19 protein-coding genes are annotated in these 24,346 nt (G+C 43.0%); 7 read left to right on the top strand and 12 right to left on the bottom strand.

Annotation, left to right across the window (positions count from 1 at the left end; genetic code table 11):
• Positions 1 to 36 precede the first annotated feature (36 nt).
• From NYE25_RS25295 to NYE25_RS25260, 8 genes are all read right to left on the bottom strand, one after another.
• On the bottom strand, positions 37 to 912 hold the full coding sequence (locus tag NYE25_RS25295) for a radical SAM/SPASM domain-containing protein (RefSeq protein WP_042124302.1): 876 nt from the start codon (positions 910 to 912) through the stop codon (positions 37 to 39).
• Positions 913 to 931: 19 nt separating this feature from the next.
• Positions 932 to 1,918 (bottom strand): Gfo/Idh/MocA family protein, encoded by a 987-nt coding sequence (locus tag NYE25_RS25290; RefSeq protein ID WP_076299094.1) that lies wholly within the window; start codon positions 1,916 to 1,918, stop codon positions 932 to 934.
• A 261-nt stretch (positions 1,919 to 2,179) separates the two neighbouring features.
• Complete coding sequence (gene thrC / locus NYE25_RS25285) at positions 2,180 to 3,568, bottom strand: threonine synthase (RefSeq protein ID WP_341147136.1); 1,389 nt, start codon at positions 3,566 to 3,568, stop codon at positions 2,180 to 2,182.
• Positions 3,569 to 3,671: 103 nt separating this feature from the next.
• Positions 3,672 to 4,175 (bottom strand): CYTH domain-containing protein, encoded by a 504-nt coding sequence (locus NYE25_RS25280; RefSeq protein ID WP_076283838.1) that lies wholly within the window; start codon positions 4,173 to 4,175, stop codon positions 3,672 to 3,674.
• Between the two features lie 230 nt (positions 4,176 to 4,405).
• On the bottom strand, positions 4,406 to 5,392 hold the full coding sequence (locus NYE25_RS25275; RefSeq protein ID WP_341147135.1) for a phosphotransferase: 987 nt from the start codon (positions 5,390 to 5,392) through the stop codon (positions 4,406 to 4,408).
• A gap of 104 nt (positions 5,393 to 5,496) precedes the next feature.
• Positions 5,497 to 6,045: a GNAT family N-acetyltransferase gene (locus NYE25_RS25270; RefSeq protein ID WP_341147134.1), complete on the bottom strand. Its 549-nt coding sequence runs from the start codon at positions 6,043 to 6,045 to the stop codon at positions 5,497 to 5,499.
• 90 nt (positions 6,046 to 6,135) lie between these two features.
• A complete protein-coding gene (locus NYE25_RS25265) occupies positions 6,136 to 7,110 on the bottom strand; it encodes a phosphotransferase enzyme family protein (protein ID WP_341147133.1) in 975 nt (324 codons plus the stop codon).
• Positions 7,111 to 7,290: 180 nt separating this feature from the next.
• Positions 7,291 to 9,342: a beta-galactosidase gene (locus NYE25_RS25260; RefSeq protein WP_341147132.1), complete on the bottom strand. Its 2,052-nt coding sequence runs from the start codon at positions 9,340 to 9,342 to the stop codon at positions 7,291 to 7,293.
• 170 nt (positions 9,343 to 9,512) lie between these two features.
• Here NYE25_RS25260 and NYE25_RS25255 point away from each other — a divergent pair, with 170 nt between their 5' ends.
• Positions 9,513 to 10,346: a helix-turn-helix transcriptional regulator gene (locus NYE25_RS25255; RefSeq protein WP_076283833.1), complete on the top strand. Its 834-nt coding sequence runs from the start codon at positions 9,513 to 9,515 to the stop codon at positions 10,344 to 10,346.
• 76 nt (positions 10,347 to 10,422) lie between these two features.
• Here NYE25_RS25255 and NYE25_RS25250 read toward each other — a convergent pair whose 3' ends face one another.
• Positions 10,423 to 11,406 (bottom strand): alpha/beta fold hydrolase, encoded by a 984-nt coding sequence (locus NYE25_RS25250; RefSeq protein ID WP_445667150.1) that lies wholly within the window; start codon positions 11,404 to 11,406, stop codon positions 10,423 to 10,425.
• A 679-nt stretch (positions 11,407 to 12,085) separates the two neighbouring features.
• Positions 12,086 to 14,638 (bottom strand): beta-mannosidase, encoded by a 2,553-nt coding sequence (locus NYE25_RS25245; protein ID WP_341147131.1) that lies wholly within the window; start codon positions 14,636 to 14,638, stop codon positions 12,086 to 12,088.
• 320 nt (positions 14,639 to 14,958) lie between these two features.
• Here NYE25_RS25245 and NYE25_RS25240 point away from each other — a divergent pair, with 320 nt between their 5' ends.
• The 6 genes from NYE25_RS25240 to NYE25_RS25215 all read left to right on the top strand — a co-directional run bounded on the left by NYE25_RS25240 (position 14,959) and on the right by NYE25_RS25215 (position 22,283).
• Positions 14,959 to 16,311, top strand: coding sequence for an ABC transporter substrate-binding protein (locus NYE25_RS25240; protein ID WP_341147130.1), 1,353 nt, complete (start codon positions 14,959 to 14,961; stop codon positions 16,309 to 16,311).
• 107 nt (positions 16,312 to 16,418) lie between these two features.
• Positions 16,419 to 17,312 carry a carbohydrate ABC transporter permease gene (locus tag NYE25_RS25235; protein ID WP_341147129.1) on the top strand — a complete coding sequence of 298 codons (894 nt, stop codon included), beginning with the start codon at positions 16,419 to 16,421 and terminating at the stop codon, positions 17,310 to 17,312.
• A gap of 2 nt (positions 17,313 to 17,314) precedes the next feature.
• The gene (locus NYE25_RS25230; protein ID WP_042185023.1) at positions 17,315 to 18,148 is read left to right on the top strand and encodes a carbohydrate ABC transporter permease; all 834 of its coding nucleotides are present in this window, start codon (positions 17,315 to 17,317) and stop codon (positions 18,146 to 18,148) included.
• Between the two features lie 30 nt (positions 18,149 to 18,178).
• Positions 18,179 to 20,032 (top strand): sensor histidine kinase, encoded by a 1,854-nt coding sequence (locus NYE25_RS25225; RefSeq protein ID WP_341147128.1) that lies wholly within the window; start codon positions 18,179 to 18,181, stop codon positions 20,030 to 20,032.
• Positions 20,033 to 21,532 carry a response regulator transcription factor gene (locus tag NYE25_RS25220; RefSeq protein WP_341147127.1) on the top strand — a complete coding sequence of 500 codons (1,500 nt, stop codon included), beginning with the start codon at positions 20,033 to 20,035 and terminating at the stop codon, positions 21,530 to 21,532.
• Entirely contained in the window at positions 21,504 to 22,283 is a 780-nt protein-coding gene (locus NYE25_RS25215) for a spermidine synthase (protein ID WP_445667149.1), read from the top strand. Before NYE25_RS25220 ends, NYE25_RS25215 begins: the two co-directional genes overlap by 29 nt.
• Positions 22,284 to 22,366: 83 nt before the next feature.
• On the opposite strand, the gene NYE25_RS25210 is transcribed toward NYE25_RS25215, so the two are convergent.
• Both NYE25_RS25210 and NYE25_RS25205 read right to left on the bottom strand, forming a co-directional pair.
• The gene (locus NYE25_RS25210) at positions 22,367 to 23,254 is read right to left on the bottom strand and encodes a sugar phosphate isomerase/epimerase family protein (protein WP_076299082.1); all 888 of its coding nucleotides are present in this window, start codon (positions 23,252 to 23,254) and stop codon (positions 22,367 to 22,369) included.
• Between the two features lie 38 nt (positions 23,255 to 23,292).
• A complete protein-coding gene (locus tag NYE25_RS25205; RefSeq protein WP_341050196.1) occupies positions 23,293 to 24,321 on the bottom strand; it encodes a LacI family DNA-binding transcriptional regulator in 1,029 nt (342 codons plus the stop codon).
• Between the last annotated feature and the right edge of the window lie 25 nt (positions 24,322 to 24,346).

The following is a 24,346-nucleotide window of genomic DNA, read 5'->3' as shown; positions in this document are numbered from 1 at the left end:
AATTGCCATGTCCCGATTCTGTTTATATTCCAATCCTCAAGTTCCGAACCGTTGCCGATATCCGCACTTGCGGCACAGCTCTTCTACTGCCTCTCTACGAGAGAACCCGTAAAACAGATTGTTCGCTCGCTCACCCTCTACGATTTCTGAGAAAGGAGTCTCATGAATGTTTCCTAGGTTAATGACTCCTTCACCATCCAGACAGCACGGTACAACGGTACCATCCACGAGGATTGCCGCTTGGCTGCGTAGTGCATGACAGAACCCTTTTCCGTCATCTTCCGGCTCGTTCAGTGCAGGCCAACGGAACTCATGGTCCTGATTGAGATATACCCGTGGGGCAACCTTGACGCCGCTGCCAGGTACAACCTTTTCTTCGATCTTGAAATCAAGGTTAAAGGCTTCCTCCAGCACAGCAAGGGTCTCACGGTTCCGATTCTTCTCCAGATTGGTCAGATTATCCTCCGTCAAATTCCACAGCCGGAAGGAAATAATGACCCCTTGCGCGGAGGCTTCCCGTACAAAAGAAATAATCTCCGACAAATACCCTTCGCGGTTCTCAGATCCTTCATGCCCATCAAAGCTATGCAGAGAGAAGTTCATCTGTCGAAGTGCAGGTTTGCCGAGAATCTTAGGGCCAGCCTTATGAATTAACGTACCATTGGTAGTAATATTGACCTTGAACCCTTTGGCATGTGCCGCATCCAGCAGCTCACCAATCTTGGGATGCAGCAATGGCTCACCTTTTACGTGAAGGTAAATATGATTACTATGTGGCTTAATTTCATCTAATATCGTATTAAAAGTATCGAGCTTCATAAAGTTCTTCGTTCGGGCGGTTGGTGGACAAAAGCTGCAGGCCAGGTTGCAGACGCTTGTTATCTCAATGTATACCTTTTTAAAAGTCTTCAAGTGCTGCTCCCCATTCTATTTATAGATCTGCGGCATAGCGGAGGCCGATCTGTGCTCTGGCTTCCTCCATAACTTCTGCTACTGCCAAGGAATTCGCATGTGTATTAACTCTGCTTTCCCGTTCACCATTCTTAATTAAGTTGATAAATTCCTCAACCTCATAATACATAGACTCGAATACTTGAGGCTGCGTAAGCTCCTCGACGGTTCCGTCGCGATAATGAATCTTCACTTGGTAGGGTTGGTTGATCTTATCGATCACCATTGTACCACTTTCCCCTTGAATCTCGGCTGGCAAATAGGAATCAGCGATCTTGGAATGCATCACAACTGCATCCATATCATCATATTGCATGACAATACTTCCTTCTCCATCCACTCCAGAAGAGAGCATTAGACCCACAGCCTTTACAGACTTCGGTTTCCCGAACAACACTACCATAGGATACAGGCAGTAAACACCAAGATCCATCAACGAGCCATTAGAGAAGGCTGGGTTAAAAGCATTTAATACCGTTCCCTGTCTATAGGCGTCATATCTCGATGAGTATTGACAATAGCTCGCAAAATAACGACGTACTTGACCAATCTTATACAAATTGTCTCTGATCACTCCGAAATTCGGCATGAAGGTCGATTTCATCGCTTCTACCAACAACACATCATTGTTCTGAGCGGCTTCAATCATTGCTCTAAGCTCCGCACTGTTTGAGGCAGCTGGTTTCTCACAGAGCACATGTTTGCCATGATTTAAGCACATAATCGCCTGCTCAGCATGCATGGAGTTCGGGCTTGCAATGTAAATAGCATCGACATCTTTACTGGAAACCATATCTTCCAAATTCGTATAAATTGTAGCTCCAGCATATTTTGCAGCAAAGGCCTGACCTTTCTCCATTGTGCGGGAGTACACGGCTGTCAGGATAAAGTCCTCATTCTCCAAGCCGGCTTGCACGAAGCGGTCTGTAATAAAGTTTGTTCCAATGACCCCGAAACGAATTGTCATGATAATCCCGTCCTTTTTAGTTCTTACTAAAGCTCTATATGCTATTTTCTCACTCTCAGGGTAGTCATGTCTACTTTTCAGGACAAATTTCCGACAAATTCCGATAGATCCACCTTGTGAAAAAAAGCACCACCCCTTCATCTTTTGTCGATAAGAAACTATTCCTGGTAGACTGCGACATGATTTGTCGAAGGATGCAGTAAAAAGGCTCCCATTCTTAACTTAAGAACAGGAGCCTGCTGAGCCATATGGATTTACAACTTATTTATAAAAAGCCTGCAATTGACGCACAATTTCATCCTTGTCATGATCCACTACGGTTTGGTGTTGTGGCATCTCGAACAACGCTTTAATTTGTGCCGGGAATTCCTGCTTAATGTCAATCAGAGTAATCGCCTCATCAAACTTAGCTGGATGTGCGGTCGCGAAGGTAATCCCAATCTCATCCGAGCCATTAAAAGCTTCGTAAGCTGCGATTCCACATGCAGTATGCGGATCAAGTAGGTAGCTATATTCTTTTTGATACTTAGCAATTGTATTCAAGCATTGATCATTCTTCACGCCAAGCGCTGCAAAATCCTTCTGCACCTGCTGAAGCGCCTCGCCTTCAACCGTAATCTTGCCCTCGGTTTGCAGCTTGGACATATACGCGGATAGTTTCTCGGAATCCTCGCCTACCAAATAATATAGATAACGCTCAAAATTGCTCGCCACTTGGATATCCATCGAAGGACTGTATGTGCTTGTGAAGCTGCCCGGTTTGTATTCACCCGTGTTCACGAAACGCTCCAAGATGTTATTTTCATTTGTAGCAATAATCAGTTTGTTAATTGGTAATCCCATTTGCTTCGCCAGATATCCGGAGAAAATATTACCGAAGTTGCCGGAAGGCACGCTGATGTTAATCTTCTTCTCGCTACTGCCATCGACATGCAAATACGCATAGAAATAATAGACAGTCTGCGCCAGAATACGTACAAAGTTAATGGAGTTGATCGCACGCAGATGATAGCGACTCTTAAAGTCGAGATCCGCGAACAGATCCTTAATCACCTTTTGGCAATCATCAAAGTTACCATGAACAGACAGGTTCAGTACATTGCTGTCATCAACCGTAGTCATCTGCAGCTCCTGCACTTTACTAACCTTACCATGCGGATGAAGAATACAGATCTTGATTCCTTCTTTGCCGCGGACACCCTGAATCGCAGCCGCTCCAGTATCCCCCGAGGTTGCTCCGAGGATGTGGATGATCTTGTTCTGCTTTTTGGAAATATACGAGTACAGCTCACCCATAAACTGCAGTGCTACATCTTTGAAGGCAAAAGTAGGGCCATGGAACAATTCCAGTACATACAGGGAATCATTCACTTGGTGAATAGGCGTTACTTCCGGCGTGCGGAAATTGCCATAACTAGTATTGACCATTTCCTCCAAATCTTCTAAAGGAATCTCATCATTAGTGTAATAGGCGAAAATCTTCAGGAACAATTCCTGGTAGCTAAGACTTCTCCACTCTTCTAAAGTAGCTGCTGAAACGACAGGAATCTCGGAAGGAACCATCAATCCGCCGTCATCGGCAAGTCCCATCAACACCGTATCGATAAAGCCTTTAGGTTCCACATTGCCTCTTGTGCTTATATACTTCATGCTCATCCTCCTGAACCCCTCTATATACTATATATAAATATAAGTTTCACTTAATCGTTGCCTGTTTTCCCTATATACTACCACGTTTACGCGCTAAAGTCCGTTAATTCTTTGTCTTATTTTGCAGCTCTTTCCAGACGGTTTTGTTGCTGTACTGCCGTTCCGTGCTGACATCCTTGCCGAACCATTCCGGCGCCTTGAAGCTTTCCGCTTCCTCCAAAGATTCAAATTCAACCTCCAGAACGGACAACTTCAACTGAGAATAGACGTCGATCTCAACCGTTGTGCCATTCCACACCGCCGTAATCCGCTCTTTGACCAAGGCTACCGCATTAACCGCTTCAATCATCTGATTATATAAACCCTCCGAGATAAAATATTCGATCTCTTCGCGTTTGATCCCTTTGCCATCCTTAAACGTGTGTGTATACGTTACCTCACCTGAGTCCAGATCCGTAATTTTACGCACACGCAGCTCTTGTCCACCGTCTATCGCCAGATACGTCTGATCGATATTATGCCGGGTCACAATCTTCAATTCGCCTTCTTGAATAAGCTGCTCCGGAAATTCCGGCAGCAGAAACTTGCGTTCGATCTCCAAAGCCATGATGTTTCGCTCCTCTTCGTGCCATTTATTTTATATTAATAATCATCATAGGGGTGAGACAAACCCAAGTCAATGTAGATTATGGGGAAAAAGTTCTTGTTCTTATCGAATTACCTCAATAATAGAAACAGCGGCAGTCATGGACGTGGAGACAAAGCCCTAGACTGTCGCTGTTTAGTTGAGCTATAGTTACCCGTTAGATTAACGAATAGTGGTTAACTTTACGTTATCTAAAGATTTCCTAACAAAGCGGACATATTTTTTTGATTTTCCGCAAGCCAAATCATTTCCTTCGCAAAGCGAGCTGGCGGTACACTATGTTGATCCATGTTAGCATTAATCCACCATGTGCTTTCCATATACCACAACAACTGTAATGAATGTGTTAAATAGCCCTCTACCACGTCGTGTTCCTCACTGTACCCTTCCATAAACGCCGAAGCCAGGGAGACATCTAAATTATCATCTAAGGCACATGACATCACAGCACGAGCTACATCAAGCTGCGGATAGTCATATTTTAGTCGATCAAAATCTAGAATTGCAGATAATCCGTTATCATTAAATAAAAGATTATCTACCCAAAGGTCACGATGTGCCCAGCCTGTTTGAAGTAATTCGAGTAGTTCTATATTCATTTCTTCAGTAGCTTTAAATTGAGTTTCTATATCAGCAAGCAGCTGAGGTTTACCAAGTCCCTTAGTCTTTTCCCAAACGGAGTTCCAATGTGCTAAACGCTCCTCACGACTTGGAGGAATAAATTGTGGACTATTTTTAATGCCAAGTGTCCCGTCATTTAACAATCGATGCATTTTTCCTGTTGCTCGACCTAAATCATATATTTGATGGACATTGATTGTACCTGGTGAAATTAGTTTTCCCTGGCAATACTCCATCACCAGGAAGCGTTCTCCATTATCAGATTCAAGCAAAATACTTTCATTCTGTGATAGCACTTTGGGGCACGCTAGACCTTGGTCATACAATCTAATCTGTTGAGAGAGTGCTAACAATATCTCCTCTGACTTATATAATTTATATCTTTCTTTATTGTATTGTTTAAGTAACAATTCCCCTGCATCCGTCGTAACTTTCCACTTTAAGTTTAACCAGCCTCGTTTTATCGAAGTAGTTTCAATTACATTCAAACCGAATAAACGATGAAATGTTTTTAGTAGGTCATCCAAGATCATTTCCTCTGTTAATATTGTCTCCATCTGGTCAACTCCTATATTTATAGTGTATAAGTTTTTATTCCTTATGGAGACCTATATAACCTCTGGGATAAATCTAAGTTTTTGCGTTAAACTGCCTTTAATAATCAATCTGTTATTAATTTTGAATACATATTGAGATCTATAAACTTCCCGTTTACTCTTTCATACCTTCTTAAGGTTCCCTCAAACATAAAGTTCAGCTTTTGCAAGACTTTTACTGAATTCACGTTTTCGGGTTCCACTTTTGCTTCGATTCGATTCAGCTTCAAAGTTGAGAATGCGTAATCTAACAAAGCACTTATAGCTTCTGAAGCATAGCCTCTTCCCCAAAATGCTCTAGCAATGTCATATCCAATCTCCGCTTTCTCATTTTCAAAGTCTAAGGAATTAAAGCCACAAGAACCTATGATTTCATTGGATTCCATTTCAATTATAGAGAAACGAATAGCTTTGTTATCTAGAGAAAATTCTTCAAGAAGTTTTATCATATCTTTAGCCTGATTTTCATCAGTAAAACTATCAATATTCATGAACTTCGTAACCTCTGGATCAGACCAAATTTTAAACATACTTGGCGAATCCGATACCTTCATTTTTCTTAAATGTAATCGTTCTGTGTGTAACTCTGTAGTTAACATTATTTTTACCTCCATTAAATTTTAATAGTTGGTTTAAAAATAATGATCTCTGCGCATAGTTCAGTCCCTTCATTTTTCATTCCCCATTAGAATATCACACCATCGTTAAAACGAATAATATACCTCTTTCCCCTCAAGAAAATCCCGACATAACGTGCTGCATATTTTGGAGGCATGCTCTTGAATCCAGCCGTTCCTCTCAGGGTCATGAATAAAAAATACGTAACTAATAAAAATATCCATAAATATTTGTCCTTCAATGTACCGAATCTCATCAAGCGAAAAGCTTGATTTAGAAGCATAACCATCCAATAGCGTTTTACGGAGCTCACTTTTCAGCATGGAAGATGCAGAGCCCAAATCAAACAGGTAGTAACCATAACCAAATAAACAATAATCTATTAAGATAGGATTTTGTTCTGACACAACGACATTACCCAGTTGAAAATCAGCATGAATGAATCCCCATGAGTTGTCCCTAGCGTCTAGCTCTGCTAATTGTTCTTTTACTACGAGTAGAACGCTACTAATAACTTCGTAATCCTCCTGATTAAGGGCTCCATTGTCTGTTCCCTTTCCAAGTTCTATTAAAGTTTCATCAATCTTTGTGACATTGTATACAGGTCTATGTAACTCCAAGGGCATTAGCGTTCGTGAGAATTCATGTAGACTGGCAAGATTTCTACCTAATCTATAAACAATCTGTTCAATGTTATCTTCATCTTGGGTTAGCGTCGAGCCTTCGATCCATTCTAAAAGAGTGGCCAAACTAGTACCAAATTGCTCTGAACTATATTCAGTAACCAGTTCCCCTTTTTGATTTAGAACAGGTCTTTGAACTTTTAGTATGTTCTTCTGATCGATTTCTCGCAGAAAAAACATTTCTGCCTGTAATCCATCTCGGGTATGTTGTAAGCCTGAGAACCCTTCAGATATTGGTTTATGTATACGTAACAAATAATTCTTGTTATCCGTTTTGTCGGTCACTTTAAATGTAATATTCTCATTATGTCTAATGAATTCAATGATGGGATCGATGAACGAATACTGCAGCAATACTTTCTCAGCTTCAATGATCATAAGACTTCCCTCCTTCAAATCTAGAATATTCTTTATATTGTACCTGTTGCTCGTTGTATTTTGTTGGAATTAATAACTATATTTAAAAAGTATCCTTTTGAATATCTTCTATAAAAAAATAGAGTTACATATTAGTTCTCTAATACGCAACTCCATTAATATCATTATTTATTCATAGCGTTAATGTAATATCAATACACCAAAGCCTTCCATAGTAACCTCACCCGATAACGTTGTCCCGCTCAGTAAATCCATTTTGGTCTCATGAAGATGGATCGCGACAGGAGCTTCACTATAATTAAGCAAAAAAGTATAACTGGAAGAAGTCCCGTTACGAACTTGCAGCTCTACATCTTCAGGGAGCACCAGCCAATCTACTGGCGACTGCAGGCTGACTTGATCTATGATTATGGACGCTGCTTGTTCATTAAAGACTGCTCCGTAATACCAAACCTCGCCTTTGCCGCGACGATTTCTTGTAACCGCCGGTTTTCCCGCATAATAGTCCGAGGCATAGACCGCCATGACTTCGACCGAATCATCCTCAATCCGGAGAATATCATTAAAATCATCTGCCCCAGTAACCCCTTCTGCCGCACCCGACCAGCTAATCGTCGTTGGCTGACGACTACCTTTAACCATTGTGAATTCTTCGACTGTGATCCCGCATAGATCTCTAGCAGCACCTGGGAAAGGACGCATATAACATTGACCGCGTTCATCCTTATAGCCGGTTCTGCATCCGAAGATCAGTTTTCCACCTTGCTGAACGTATTCATCCAGAAGCGACGCTGTCTCATCTGTCATAATTGCCGGGTGAGGATAGATAAGCACATCGTACCGTGCGAGCTCTTCCAGCGTCGTCTTTTTGCGTAAATAGAGTACGTCATTCGGGATATGCTTCCGCTGGAGTGCCTTGTACCACTCCTTATTGCTCTTCCACATAAATGGACCATGCCACACATCATACTCTCCATCCCACTCATTAGCATAATCACGAACAATAGCAACGTTAGCCTGATTACGGGTGCCGATAAGTGCTTGCCCTGCCCCCGCCAGCTCTTGACCGATCTGTCCCGCTTCCCGTACTCTTCGGTTCGGCTGGTTATGGTAGTCGTTAATGCCATGCCAATAAATTTCATTGCCCATCGTGGCTGTCCGCCAGCGGAAATACAGCACCATATCTGCGCCATGAGCGATCGATTGATAGGTCCATAACCGCATCTGTCCCGGCTTCGGAGATGGCATATCCATCCGGTTCACCCAGCCACCCGGTCCCGACTGCTGCTCCATAATACAGAAATTAGGGGAAATAGAACGGACAACAGATAATGAAAGTCCCCAGCCTCTGTCATTCAGCGTATTCCGCTCATTCGGATCATAAAAAATAGTCGAGAACTGCGGATAGGAATCATAGCTGAAGAAATCCAGTAATTCATCCGTCAATTCATGGCTGTCGAGATGCCCGAACAGACCGTTCGTTGTTACCCACTGCTTAGGGGCAAGTTTACGGATGATATCCGCTTGGTTTTTGGCAAAAGAAATCGTATTGTCCGATATAAACCGCTTTTCATCCAAAGCCTGATGGGGATTGGGCTGCTTGGGTGACGGGGTAGGGCGCGGAAGATACACCTGAGACCAATCACTATAACTCTGATTCCAAAAAACAGCCCCCCAAGCCTCGTTTAGCCGCTCAAGCGTGACATATTTCTGCTGCAGCCATTCCCGGAAAGCCTTATGGTCACTCTCTGAATAAAATTCACTGATCTCGCAGTTGAGCTCATTATCAATTTGCCAACCGACCACACCTGGATGATTGCCATAATGTTCAGCCATCTGTTCCGTAATCCGAGCACACAGCTCACGGTATTTTGGGCTACTGTAATTATAATGACGGCGCATGCCATGCTGTAGGGTAACACCTTCATACGTCACGTTTAATACTTCTGGATACTTATGGGTCAGCCAAGCTGGAGGTGTTGCCGTCGGCGTACCGAGCACAATCTGAAGACCATGTTTATGAGCTAAATCAATCGCCCGATCAAAGAGCCCGAACTGAAATTCACCCTGGACTGGTTCAAAAATAGACCAAGCAAACTCCCCGATCCGAATGATTGTAAAGCCTAGTTCTCGCATCCGGCGATAATCGTCCTCCCACATGCTTTCCGGCCAGTGTTCCGGATAATAACAGACGCCAAGCTCGAATTTTTCTGTTGCGACAGGTTTCTTCATGATTACCTCCAAAGTATTAAAAATATGCTTTCAGTATTTCATAATTCTATTGTAGTATCAGTATTAATAAGGCTTATATAACAAAATATTGCGATCATATAACTATCTTGCGTTAATTACCTTAATCCAACTAGCGCTCTGATGCGCGACAGAAATGAGTGCCATATAACATGAAGAAACAATGGTATTTGCCGACGCCAGCTTTTTCAAAATATGTCTGTTATCCTGAATTTTTGGGACATTACAGTCACTTTCCACAGCATACCGAGAGAAGAAGTGAAGGATTCCTGGGAAGCTATAACCTGCATTTAATCTTTGGTGGGGAGGGTTATGTCTTCCATGAGGGCGAACGTATTCCGATGAGCAGAGGACGAGGGTTTCTTTACCCTAAAGGGGCCTACCAGCAGTACGGCTCTGATCCCGGAGAGCCTTGGGATGTTCGTTGGGTTCATTTTAGCACTCAAATTGTACTCCCCTTATTAGAAGAAGTGGACCAATCTAGTGCATACCTGTTCACTTTTGATTTGGACGCTAAGCTGGACGAGCTATTCGAGGAAATGTATTTGCTGAGCGCTTCCTATGTAACACGTAGTGAACCAAGACTATCCGCGCTTCTGTACGAGCTTCTAGTGAAATTGCTGCAGAACTCCGAACCGCTTCACGGCTCAGTACCGCACGAGGTCAGGCAGTCTATCCGCAGTGCCGCAGATATCATTCATGTCGAATGTGCCCGTCCTTGGTCACTGGAGTCGATGGCAAGACTAACCGGGTATAGCAGCTATCATTTTCTACGGCTGTTCCGAATGGTTATGGGCAAAACACCAAACCGTTATTTAACGGATTGTCGACTGGCCAGAGCCAAGCTTCTACTGGTTTCTACTGGACTCTCCATTGCTCAGGTTGCGACTCAGTCCGGTTTTGCCCAGTCCAGCTATTTCATTAAAGTGTTCAGAACGTTCGAGGGGATGTCCCCCGTAAAGTACCGTCAGGCTTTTGGATCATAATTCCTTAAACGTTAAACGAGAAAAAACCGAACGACAATCAGAGAAAACCCTGAAGTTCGTTCGGCTCAACAGTCATTTACTTAGCTTCTTCCATAAATACTCTGAAGTTTTCTACGATCCCTTTTGCTTTAGTACGATATAAATAATGACCTTCTTCAAATGTCAGCACTTTTCCATGTACAGAGTCTTTTACTTGCTTTTCATGCTCTGGTATCCATCTATCCGTTGCTGGTTGATTCGCTTGTATAAAGAAAATAAGAGGAAGATTTTTAGGAAATGTTAAGCTTTCAGCTGATTTAAAATTAGAATACATACTTCCAGCTTCATTTAATTGGGTGGGATTAAATATGTTTTTGCGATTGATCAGTCTCATTTGTTCTTTTGTTTTATCATCAAATGGTAGTTCAGCAATTGGGTCAGCACTAAATTTCATTTGCAATCTGATTAAACCTGATTTTTTGAGCAGATTTATAGTTCTTAATTCCGAAGCTTCGATCTTCCTCTCGCTTATCGATGGAACACTACTATCAAGCCCGACAAATGCACTCACTTCATTTTCATATTTGTTAACATAATCTAGTCCATATATGCCTGAAATAGAGTGGCCCATTAGAATATAACGGTCAATATTAAGAGCCTGTAAAGCTTCATGAATTTCACTTACAATATTCTCCGTGCTGCGCTCCTTTTTGGTCAGATCACTTAATCCATACCCAAAAGGCTCAATCATGACAACTTTGTAAAACGGCGACAGTTCATCTATTAATGCTTTAAAATCAAGAGCTGGCGCTGCTGTGCCATAACCCGGTAGTAGCACGACTGTTTCTTCACCTTTTCCTTGAATATAAACATTCATGTTTTTCCCATCTACGGGTACTAACTGACCATAGGGTTCTATTTTATTTTGTTCCGATTTATTGCTGATCAAATTAACTGTATAGACAATAGCGAGAAAAAGCACGATTGCGATGATTATTGCTCCTACTACTTTAAGTAGTATGTTTAGTATTTTACTTGTTCTCGTGCCCGCCTTCACACTCATTACCTCTCTTAGTTTCACTCACATCTTCTCCTGTCATCCTCTGTCTATTGGACCACCATAACCGACTGCTACAGTAAGGTTAACCAATGAAGATGTACTCCTCATGTCTTCAATATGAACGGAATATGAATTAACGAAAAAACGATACAGCATCATACTTTCATGAGTCCTCGAATCACTCACACAATGAAAATATAACGTGCTCTAAATCATCCATATCCATGCCCTCCGCAGGACTAGAGACTGGAGACTAGAGACCAGAGGCCAGAAAAATCCTGCAATAATACAGTTTTTTGTTAAGAAATCCTGATCACTATGTCCAAAAGCTGCGAAAATACAGGAATATCCCTACATATGGCTCGAGGGCTTTTTCTAGAGCAAGAATAACTGCAGATTTGCAGGAATATATTACTTTTGCCAACTTAGTACCATTAAAAACTGTACTTTTGCAGGATTATACCCTTGACCAGTCCTTGCATCTACATTAAAAAGCCAAGAGCCGGGCTCTTGGCTTGCTTTTTATTGAAAAAATAAAATATCTATTGCCACATCTTCAATTTAAAGCATCCGCTAACATAATCCTGCTGGACATCTGGCAGTGCCAGTCCTACCTGCCTTAGACCGTCACCGCCGAAGAAATAATCCCTCATCTTCCTGAATTGAAATCCCCATGCGATAGTCCTTCTCTCCTTAAGATTTACAGTAAATCTTCGCTCACAAAACCAACCATCGATTGAACCCTCAGCCCCTTAGGAGTGCCTGGAATCCAGTCCCTTCCATCGTTCCCGCGTTCCGAGAACGTTATCGTCTTGGGCTGCCCTGGGAGAAGATCAAAGTAATTGTCAGAGAATATTCCTTCATCTTCTGAGGTCAGGTATACGCCTCTAGCTAATACATCGCTTGTCACAGTGAAGCTTAGACCTCCGCTATCTGGAGTTTCCGTTATATTAATTACTGAACGCTGCAACCGAATTTCTTTTTCCGGGATAAAATAGTGCACCTTACGATCTATCATCTCGCCATTAGCCTGCAAGCTGATCTCAAGCAATACATCGTTCGATCCATGACCTTCTAACAATTCCGCCACTGGAGACGAGAATACGATAGCCGCTGAATCGGCTCCCAGCTCAACAGGATATGTCCACTCTCGCAGTACCGAACCGTTAAACTGATACAATTTAAGCCCCAAATCAGCGGTGACTGCTGTTCTTAAATCAGATACGACATGAACGTCTATCCGCTCGTGGTCGGTACCATCAATAGACAACAGAACATCTTGAAAGCTTGAGCGCACGGTATATTGCAATGCTTTCCAGCGTCCGTTGTAATCCATCCCCGCCCAAGAAGCGACCGGCCAGCAATCATTCATCTGCCAGTATAAAGTACCCATACAGTAAGGTTTATTTCTTCTGTGACTTTCAATCGCGATTCGAATCGCTTCGGCCTGCAGAATTTGACTCATATACAGAAATGCTTTAAAATCCTTCGGCTGCGGCAGATACATATCCATGTATTCCTTGATCAGCAGATTTCCGCGTCCATTCTTCTGATGAGCCAGCATCACCTCTGAGGTAAGCTCCAAATCCTTCTCTTCAGCATAGCTCATTACGGTCTTTAGTTCCGGGAACGACTGGAATCCGTATTCACTCATAAAGCGGCCAACCTTGGTATTATAATTCTCAAAAGGCTCAATCCCGTGCCACACGCCCCAGTAATGAACATCCCCATCGCCCACAATCCGCGTCGCGTGTTGATTCATATCTCCAGTCAAATTCCGCATCGGTGAAGACGGCCAATAGTCCACACCTGGATGGAACGCGGCTACAGCCTCCGGTAGAATCCGGTGGAATATTTCCTCATAATCAGCCCACATTGTAGCTCTTTGCTCCGCGCTGAGTTTTTCTTTCCAGCCCCAGCCCATATTTTCCTCGAACTGTGACCAGGCCGAATCAATCTCGTTATTGCCACACCATAGGGCGATGCAGGGATGATTGCGCAATCTTTTGACGTTATACTCAGCTTCTTTTTTCACATTCGCAAGAAACGCTTCATCCCCCGGATACATGCTGCAAGCGAACATGAAGTCCTGCCAGACCAACAGCCCGTATTCATCACAGAGCTTGTAAAATATCTCCTCTTCATAAAAACCGCCGCCCCACACTCGCAGCATATTCATGTTTGATTCTGCGGCCGTGGCAATTTCATGCCGATACCGCTCCTCAGTTACTTCTGTGATGAAGCTGTCATTCGGAATATGATTGGCACCTTTGGCGAAGACCGACACACCATTCAGTACAAAAGAAAATGAAGTCCCTTTCGCATCACGCTCCCGAATCAATTGAATGCTGCGGAGACCGGTTCTTACACTTTTGCTAACTTCAACTTCCTTACCTTTCACCAAATCCGCTTGGAATGTATATAAATGTGGCTTGCCCAGCCCTCTACACCACCAGAGCTGCGGCTGATCTACCACGATATCCATCTCTATTTGTTGCTTGCCACTCTTTAAGGAAACCGCTTGCATCGACTCTAAACCATCAGCACTCATTCGCAGCATTCCCTGCCATGCCGCAGGAGCATCTACTTCAATAATTGCGGTTAATTGAGCCTCTTCCTTTGTGATCACATTTTGGCGGATATAGAGATCTATGATTTGAACTGAATCACGTCCCTTAAGGGCCGCCTTACGCCATATTCCACTGGTCAAGAAACGCGGACCCCAATCCCAGCCGTAATGATAAGGTGCTTTGCGGGCAAAAACACTAATCCGCTGTTCCTCTAGTCCCCCAAGCTCGGATTGATCATTCGGTGCAGGTAACGCATACCCCAGCTTCTCTAGCTTAGGTAGATCCTCTTTAACTACAGAGCGGAATCTCACTAGTATATGGTTTTCACCAATCTTCAACTGATCTTTAACATCCACTCTCCACGCCAAAAACATATTGTCTGCAGCGAGCACATGTACATTATTCACATACACGTCTGCATATGTATCAAGACCTTCAAAAATCAGTTCTGTGCAAGTAAGCTCCAACCACTCTTCACCAAGCTGCAAAGTGGTTTGATATTCCCAATCCTTCTTATCAATCCACTGTAGGTTATGTTCATTTGTTCCATAGAAGGGATCTTCAATCTTTCCGTTCTTCAGTAAATCCGTATGGACCGTGCCTGGCACAGTAGCCGGAAGCCACTCCTCGTCACCACAGCTTCTAAATTCCCACTTCGCAAGATTTATCTCTAGATGTTTCATAATATCCTCCTAATTGCTAAAAGTTTTGTAGAGCATATGCTTCTCCAAGTGACTTCGTACAAAACTCACTTCGAAAGCGTCTGCTTAAGTTTTGTAAGCCTATTCATCTTTCAAAATAACATACCTCTTCTAGCATTTCATTGAATCCACTTGTTATTCTTGGTATTTTGTTATCCATTCGTTAGGTATACACTAATTATAATCGTTCAAACAAAACAAATAAAGACAATAAATAATAATACAATACATTTCTAAACGCTTTATTTAAAGCTATAATGTTCATGTAAACGCTAACAAAATAATGAAAAGGGGATTAAGTTATGAGAAATAAGTTATTTTCGTTATCTTTTGTTATGGTTATGGTTTTATCATCAACGCTGGCTGGCTGCGGCTCGAACAATGGCAACAGCACCAATAACGGGGCTTCTGCAACCGATAAGCCCGCAGCAACTAACACAGAGACTACCGGCGGTGACACGACAAGCAACGCAACAGCCGAACCTGCAGCAGGAGCTGACATTAGCGGCAAAATCATCTTCCTGACTAACAGAACAGACATGATTGGTAAAGAATACGATGAATATTTAAAGCGCTTTAATGAAAAATACCCGAACGTTAAAGTCGAATTCGAGGCTTCCCAGACCGACTATAATCAACAGGCTAAAGTCAGAATGGCCAGCGGCGAGCTTCCTGACGTTATGTTCATTCCTACCATTCCTAACTCCGACCTACCGAAATACTTCGCTTCACTGGATGATCTCGGCCTGAACGATCAAATCACCTTTAAAGACTTCAAATCCTTTGATGGCAAGCTGTACGGAATTACCACAGGGAACTCTACATCCGGGATTGTTTATAACAAAAAAGCATTTATGGATGCTGGCATCACAGAAACCCCTAAGACTTGGGATGAATTCCTGGCTGCCTGCGAAAAGCTGAAAGCAAAGGGTGTCATTCCGCTGTCCTCTAACTTCAAAGATAAATGGCCACTGGGTACATGGGCTTATGACACTCCGCGCCTAATTGCAGGCAACCCCGACTTCCCTAATGAGAAGCTGAACTCTGAAACACCATTTACCATGGACAACGGCTATGGTAAAGCCTTTAGCCTGCTCAAGGTGCTCAACGAAAAAGGGTATCTGGAAAAAGACATCAACTCCACCAACTGGGAGCAATCGAAAAAAGACATCGCTTCTGGTAAGTTCGCCATGTACTATCTCGGCAACTGGGTCATTAACCAAGTTATTGGAGTAGGAGCTCCTTCAGACGATGTTGGCTTCTTCCCGTTCCCTTATGACAATTCAGGTAAACCATCCGCTACTCTTAGCCCTGACTTCTTCTATGCTGTTGCTAAAAACAGCAAAAATTTAGAAGCTGCCAAAGCTTTCGTAAAATGGATGATTGAGGATTCCGGCTATGAGGACTTCGCGGGCTTTATCTCCCCACTAAAAGGAAAAGAATCTAATCTGGCTCAGCTAAAAGAATTCCAAGCTACCGGAGTAGAGTTAGTAGAAGGAACAGTTGACGATGCGAAGGTTACAGAAATCGGCAACAAGGCACAATTAGATCTCCCTGCTGTTGTACAGGAATTTGTGCTTGCCAAAGATCCACAAACTGTATTAGACAAATGGAATAAAGCCTGGGCTAAAGCTAAGAAAGATCTCGGCTATTAATACAAACTTTTGACCAGAAGTACAACACGGTGCAAAATGGATTATCGCCCTTACGGATAGTCCATTTTGCCTTTCCATACCAAGCTTTTATGAAAGAAGGGCTAGCGATGTTCGGAACACTTTCCTATAACAAACAAAAAATGATAATCATTGTATCATTCCTTACGATCCCATTGTTGCTCCTTGCGACATTCACGTATTATCCAGCGCTTAAGCTGATCTATTACAGTTTCACCAATTGGGATGGCTATAGCCCAGAGAAACCATGGGTCGGACTTGCTAATTACCGCGAGGTCTTCTCTAATCCTGATATTTTCAAAGTATTTACACATAACTTTGCTTACTTCGCTATGGGAATTGTTCAGAACATAGTCGCGATTTATTTTGCGGTTGTTCTGAATAGTAAGCTCAAAGGGAAAAACGCATTCCGAATCTTACTTTTCCTTCCTTACATCATGAACGGAGTTGCCGTTGCTTTTATGTTTGGTTATGTCTTTGACACTACTAACGGATCTCTGAATATGTTCCTGAATAGCATCGGTCTAACCGGACTAGGACAGACCAGCTGGCTTGGAACAGAAGGACTGGTCAACTATTCTCTGGCATCCACAGGATTTTGGCGTTTCATGGGTTATAACATGGTCATCTACATCGCCTCCTTGCAGGCCATACCAAACGATATCTATGAGGCTTCAAAGATTGATGGTGCTGGACCTTTCCAAACCCTTTGGAGAATTACTTTACCGAATATTAAGCCAGTCATTCAGCTTAACTTATTTCTTACCGTCACAGGAGCACTGGAAGTCTTTGATCTCCCGTTCGTATTGACCAAGGGTGGTCCTGCAGGCGCCAGCGAAACTTACGTACAGAAAGTTGTAGACACTGCATTTGCTTACAACAACTATGGTCTCGCTTCTGCCATGAGTATTATCTTGCTCTTCTTTGTCGTCATCGTACTATTAGTACAGCAACTAGTTCTTAGCCGGGGAGGAGACAAATAGACATGACAAACTCCAAATTCCGCTTTACAGATGTTATTAAATACTTCTCGCTAATCATCGGCGTATTTGTCGTGCTTTTCCCTCCTTATGTAGTTATCGTAAATGCCTTCAAATCGACTGATGAATTTAACAGTAGTAGCTCCATGGCACTGCCAAAAAGCTTTTTTAATTTCGATAATTTCATTGCGGTGTTCCAGCGTGGAGGTTTACTTAACGGATTTGGTAACGTATTAATTATTATAGCTATTACTTTAATTCTGAACATTCTATTTGGAACTATGGTAGCATTTGTACTGGGACGCTTCTCTTTTAAATTAAAACCTGTTGTCTTTGGTGCTTATCTAATAGCCACTATCATTCCTAGCATCACGACGCAAGTAGCCACTTTTGGTATCATCAAAAGCATGGGGCTTTATAATACACTCGGCGCCCCTATCGTGCTATATATCGGAGCAGATGTGATTCAAATTATTCTTTATTTGCAATTTATCCGTAACATTCCCGTGGATCTAGATGAGAACGCGATGGTAGAAGGTGCATCTCTTTTTAAAATCTATCGCTCGATTATTTTTCCATTATTGACGCCGGCTACGGCTACTTTGATTATCTTGAAGACGATTAGTATCTATAATGACATGTACATCCCTTATCTATATATGCCAAAACAAAGCCTGGGCGTAGTTACGACGATCCTGATGCGTTTTCAAGGGGTCAATTCGGGCGAATGGAATTTGATCTGTGCGGCCATTCTGCTTATCCTGCTCCCCACAATAATTCTGTATTTCTTCCTACAACGTTACATCTTTGAAGGCGTAACCAGCGGCGCTGTTAAATAAGGAAGCTCACTTTAAGAAAGGACAACGCAAATGGTATCATTCATCCGGCTAGCCTTACGAAAAATGTGGTTGTTCCTTGCCAATCTTCCGATGGAGCGAAAACTGATCGTCGTATTTGTCTTTCTGATCTCGCTTCCAATCACTTATGTTAGTTATTTGTCCTCCCGCTCCATGTTCAATTCTGTTCTTGTGAATGCAACGGAAGGCGCGAACCAAATGACATCGAATGCCTCTGATACCATTGACCGTTATGTTGCCGATCTAAAAAGATACACAGCGCTACCGCTGTATAACACCGATGTACAATTCTACCTAACCCAGCAAAATACCGACTGGGATAAAAGTACTGGCATGGCGATGTTCCTGAGCTACTTGAAGCATACGAAGGAAGAGATCATCGCCGTGTACATGGTGGATCAGTACGGTTCTGTTTTTTATGATAGAGTCCCCGGGATTCACGAGCTGTATCCTGAAGAACGACTAGCCGAATGGAGAACCTTAAGTGAAGAAGCTGGGGCCGCTCCTGTCATTCAAGGCAGACATACGATACGTATAAACTCCAATGTCCATAGAGAGGTTTTCAGTGTACTTCGCACCATTAATTCTGTAAGCACGCTAGATAATATAGGAATTCTCGTATTTGATGTAGACATCAACTTGTTTAAGGGGATCATTGATCCCGTAAACGCAGTTACACAAGGCAACACACTAATTGTAGATAATAACGGAAAATTGATCTATGACGGTGAAGACGCCTCAAATTCGATGCAAACCGGTGAGGGGCAAAGTCTGAACAAGCAGCTTTTGCTGCAGCATGTGAATCAGCAACAGGATCATTTTCAAATAGAAATGAATGGCCAGTCTTATCTTGCAGTATATACTGTCTCGAAACAGACAGGTTGGACGACTATGGTTACGATTCCTTTGGCCCGAATCCTGTCACCTGTACAGAAAAATCGCAATGCTCTTATATTAACTACACTGATCATTATTGCGTTTGCACTTTGTGTTGCGACGTTCATCTCCCATGCGCTGACCAAACCCCTTAAATCTTTGGTCCGTCTAATGAAACGGGTACAGCACGGTAATCTAGATGTCTGGCAGCACTCCAAATATAATGATGAGATTGGAATGCTTGGCAGTCATTTTAATCGAATGATCATAAGGGTCAAGGATCTGCTGCAGGAAGTATCTCTCACCGAGAAGCGTAAGCAGAAGGCTGATATGAGGGCACTTCAGAATCAGATCAATCCCCATTTTATTTATAATACGCTGGAGTCTATCCGTATGCTGGCAGAGAGCAATGATGACCCCCGTGTAGCGAAACTCACCTATTTGCTTGGACTTCAGATGCGTTACAGTATTGTCCGAAGCGAAGAAGCCGTTACGATCAGACAAGAGCTGGATCATGTACGAAATTATTATCATCTGCTACAAATCCGGTTTCCAGATAAGTTCAAGCTACACATTGATGTGCCTGAGAAATATCTACATCTTCCTGTAATCAAGCTTGTCTTCCAACCCATTGTGGAGAATGCAGTTTTTCATGGCTTAGATCAAAAAGTAGGTCTCGGTACCTTAAGCATCACCGCATGGAGTGAGCATGGAAATGTCGTATTCTGTGTAGAAGATGATGGCATCGGTATGGATGCAGCTACTCTTCGTTCCTTAAATAATAGTCTGCAAAATGGGACTGAAAGTGAAATGTTTGGTATTGGCCTACGAAATGTGAATGAGAGGATCCGTCTGCATTACGGCAGCTCATTCGGGCTCCTTGTAGAGAGTAAGCTCGGAGTGGGTACTCGTGTTACGCTGCGTATTGAGGACATTACCTTCACTACTCCTAGTGAAGATGATATGAATTACAGAGAGGAGATGCTCTGATTGCTGCGTATTGCAATTGTTGACGATGAAATCCTGATCCGCGAAGGTCTGGCCCGAATGATCAGCAAAGAAAATACTGAATTTCTGGTCATCGGCACCTACTCCGATGGGAAACATCTACTTGACGAGTTACCTTCACTTCAACTTGATGTTGTGATTACTGATATTCGTATGCCGCAAATTAACGGCTTGGAATTAATAAAACAATTAAAAGCCAGTCACCCACAAATCCGCTCCATTCTAATGAGTGGATTTGTTGAATTTAATTATGCCAGAGAAGCCATACGCAGCTCTGCAGTAGACTATTTATTAAAGCCAATCGATAAGGAGCAATTATTCGAGCTGCTTTATCAATTGGAGGAAGAGCAGCAGTTCTCTCGTGACAAGGAGGTACGTCACCGTTCTGGTCTCTTACTGACCCTTCTTCAAGGCGACGAGCCCCCTTCACCCTTGCTTTTGTCGAGCCTTACTTTGCCCCAGCCTTATTTCTCAGTTTTTGTGTTCAAAGGAAGATCAAGAGAACCCGTCTGTTTTTGTGTAGACCGTCTGCGGCAAGAGATGGCATTTAGTATCGACAGCTTAGAGATTCAAAATGGACTACATGTCTGTATCCTGTATTCTTCAAAGCAACTCTCAGATAGCGATAGGAATGAAATCGGCGACAGAATCCGTATCTCTGCCAATGGTATGATACTGCATGTAGGTACTAGCAGTTCCTATAATGATACCGCCAAGCTTAGACAAGCATATCTAGATGCTAAGTTAGCCTGCAGCGTCGGCATTTATAATCCTGACCGATTGCACTATGCAAATATTCAGAACATTCAGCAGCCAGAGATAAAAATTCTTGAGCCTTTTAATGCGATCAAGGAACCATTAATCCATGATCTGCAGATCCTGAATATGGAGGGTGCTTTAGAGCACGTGCATAACTTATTCTCAGTGCTGAAATCACTACAAGCTGCGCCTGATCAAATTCTCCGTGTCTGTCGATGGATTGTTGAATCTGCACAGAATGAATTGCAAGAATTTGAGGCCCTCTACAAAGGTGCACCCTATCTTGGGCTGGATGAAAGCATCGCGTCCAGTATGAGCTTCAGTGAAATCGAGCGTAGTTTCACCAACCATTTCTCAAGCATTCTTTTTGAGATCAGAGCCCATCGCCTAGAGATGTCCGGTACAGCTGTAGAAACCATAAAGCGCTGGATATCAGCCAACTATAATCAACATGCGGATCTGAACACCTTAGCGAATATGGTTTTTTTGACACCAAGCTATTTAAGTAAGCTGTTCAAACAAGAGACTGGACTTACATTAACAGACTACATCACGGAAATCCGGCTACGTAAAGCCAAGCATCTGCTCAAGAATGCCCCTGACCTAAAGATTCACGAGATTGGTGCAGAAGTTGGATATAGCGATCCTGCCTATTTCAATAAGCTTTTTAAACGTGTAGTCGGCGTTACACCCAATGAATATAAACGAATTTCTATCGTATAAGGAGTTTGATCACTTGCAATCACAGATTCACACAAGTAGCGATAATCATGAAATCACCGTCTATGACACCACCGAACTATACGGTGAACAAGGTGCGTTCCGCGTCATGCAGTTTTCCAATCAGGCCATTCAAGGTGCGCTGGATCTCAATCACCCAGAACGAGTTGTGTTTGAATATCCGCGAGCCATCATTCACTTGATGGAATGCAATGCTCCCTCTTTCGAGGATGCCTTTCTTATTGGTCATGGGATTGGAACGATTGCTGGGCATTTTCTAGACAAAAGATTTAAAGTAGCTGAGCTAGACAGTGAAGTAGTCGAATTAAGCCGCCGCTATTTTGGATACATGCAAGATAACGTAGTGATCGGTGACGGACGTCAGATCCTTGAAGGTGAAGAACCACAGAAATATGATTACATCATCTTGGATGCTTTCACCGCCGCGGGCACGCCGAGGCACTTAATCTCCAGTGAATTTTTCAGCATCGTGTATTCAAAACTGAATACTGAAGGGTATCTCCTAATGAATCTAATGGGAAAAGGTGAAAATGACCCACATATTAACGCGATTCACACCACGCTCGCGGAAGAATTCACCTATATCAAATCCTTTTCACTGCCTTCAGATGGGGCTGCGGATATCAAAAACATCATTATTATAGGTGGATTTAAGCCGATCCGCTTTCAAGCTCGCCACATGGCAGGCTTTAAAGAAATTCAGCTTGGGCAAGGATATCTTATTCGGGATTAAAGTTTTGCAAATAAAAATGACCTCATCCTCCACTTCACTGTGGGTTTTGAGGTCATTTTTGGGTTGTTACTATCTGATATCCTTTACACCGGATTAGGGACAAAACTGCCACCTCGGCAATACTTCAAATAATTTAGCGCATGTACTTGTCCAGTCATTTCTAGTTCACCCTGATAGACAGGATCATGCCAGCCTTCAATATCAATAGTTCCCTTATAGCCGGCTTGGCGCAGAATCGAGATGATATCCACCCAGTTCGTATCTCCGAAGCCAGGTGTCCGGTCCCACACATAAGACTTAGGTCCGTGAATTCCGTATTCCTTGACGATATCCCAGGCAATAGTGGCATCCTTGCCATGTACATGGAATACCTTATTCACCCATTTGCGTAGCTGCGGAATCGGATCAATGAGACCTATGAGCTGGTGGCACGGTTCCCATTCCAGACCCAGATTGTCTGCTGGTACAGCATTGAACATTTTCTCCCAGGCTGAAGGATTGTGAGCGATGTTCCACTCTCCGGCCTGCCAGTTTCCACCCATAGAGCAATTTTCAAAAGCAATTCTTAAACCACGATCGGCTGCCCTTTTGGACAATTCACTAAACACCTCTGCAAATCTCGGAATCGACTCGTCAATCGAAGATCCTGGAAGGCGTCCGGTGAATCCGCCGATAATATCTGTGCCGAATAAATGGGCATGATCAATCAATCGCTCCCAGCTGGCGAGTGTGTCAGCGTTGTCGCCTGTTCCTGAAAGTGGATTGCCATAAATCCCAACAGAAGAGATGACAAAATCATGTTCAGCAGCCAGTTCCCTAAGTCGTGCAGCTGTTTCTACAAGATTGGTTTCACCTGTGGTCTGCCAAAAGTTCAGGTTAAAGGATTCAAAACCATGCTGAACGATTTGCGGAATCACGGTGACGGCCTCCCCGCCACGAACCAGAGTACCTATTCTCAATGTGTCTTGCATTTGGGTTACCACTCCAATGATAGCGTTTATAGTCAGTATTAAACCTTAAGTGTTTTGAGCATCTTGCAAGAGCCTCGCTTGAGCAATACCGCATCGTAGACAATATGCTGATGACCTGACCGTCCAGAAATTAGATCAAACAGAACGCCTACACTGGATAAAGCCATTTCTGTACCCGGTTGGCTGATCGTATCAAGTGAAGGATGAAAATATTCAGCCATTTCGATCCCGTCAAAGCCAATGATTGAAATATCATCCGGAATAGACAACCCCGCGGTAAGCACCGCTTTGGCAGCACCGATAGCAATCGTGTCGGAGGCTGCAAATATTGCGGTTACTCCCTTATCCCTTTTAAGCAATCTTCGCGCTGCATCAAATCCAGAGCTAGGACTGTATTCACAATCTTCCACAAGCTGTGCATCATAAGGCAGATTTTGTTCTTCCAGTGCTTTTTTGTAGCCCAAATAACGCCGGTTGCCTGTCGTTTCATCCAGTAATGGGGACTTGGCTAGAAAACCAATATTCTCATGCCCAAGTGATATCAAGTAATTGGTGGCCTTATAAGCTTCCTTCAATTCATTAATGGTGACACTGGAAAAGATATCAGGGTCCACCTCTTGTGTAGAGGTGATCGTCGTCAGTACAAATGGGACCGTCAGCTGCTTGAATTTCTCTTCGGAATGATTGTAAGTTCCGCCCATGAAGATGATCCCGCATAGATTCTTTTCTTTGGTCAGCTGAATCGCCGCATTAATTTCATCCGTTCCATCCTCTACCTGATGAATGAGGAAAGGGTACCCTCGCAGATTAGCCTGCCGCTCGATTTCTTTGATCATATTAGAGAAGAACGGATTCGTAATCCCTTTAACCATGAGCGCAATATTCTTAGACTCCGTCGTTTTTAAATTTCTTGCATTGGAATTAGGAATGTAATTGTATTCCTTAACAACATTCAGAACCTTTTCCCGTGTAGCCTTGCTCACCAGCCCCTTATTGTTGATGACCCTGGAAACCGTCGAGATGCCCACTCCGGAAATCCGCGCGATATCCTTGATATTTACGTCCACTATACTCCCCCACTTATAAGTAAGG

This window comes from Paenibacillus sp. FSL E2-8871 (genome assembly GCF_038000345.1).
GTDB lineage: Bacteria > Bacillota > Bacilli > Paenibacillales > Paenibacillaceae > Paenibacillus_AQ.
Note: the sequence above shows the minus strand (reverse complement) of the source record. Positions and strands in the feature narration are given on the sequence as shown.